General features: G+C 63.4%; 1 protein-coding gene. It reads left to right on the top strand.

Annotation, left to right across the window (positions count from 1 at the left end):
* Positions 1–107: 107 nt before the first annotated feature.
* Positions 108–383 (top strand): transposase (locus E1294_RS52250; protein WP_132520859.1); only part of this gene is annotated, 276 nt, incomplete at its 3' end.

The following is a 383-nucleotide window of genomic DNA, read 5'->3' as shown; positions in this document are numbered from 1 at the left end:
AGAGGCCGCGCGGATAGGGGCGTCTGCCGGGCGAGGATGTAATACAGGCACGGAGCCTCAAGATCACGTAGTTGTCTACGCTCCGTGATCGACAATGAGGATCGTCCGTGCCTGTCTTGCCATCATGGCTTGCCGAACCGCTGTGGGTCCAGTTCGAAGCGCTGTTGCCCGAGCGTCCGGTCTACGACCCCGCTCATCCACTGGGCTGTCACCGGCCCCGGGTCCCGGATCGGATCGTGTTCGACAAGCTGCTGCAGGTCCTGCGGTTCGGCTGCTCGTATGAGGCGATCGTCGACACGACCTGCTCGGCCACCACACTGCGCACCCGCCGCAACGAGTGGATCAAGCTGGGCATCTTCGCTCAGCTCAAGCAGATCGCCCTG

Origin of the sequence: Nonomuraea diastatica, assembly GCF_004349015.1 — a bacterium.
Lineage (GTDB): Bacteria > Actinomycetota > Actinomycetes > Streptosporangiales > Streptosporangiaceae > Nonomuraea > Nonomuraea diastatica.
The sequence above is the reverse complement of the archived record's forward strand: the minus strand, read 5'-3'. Positions and strand labels throughout refer to the sequence as shown.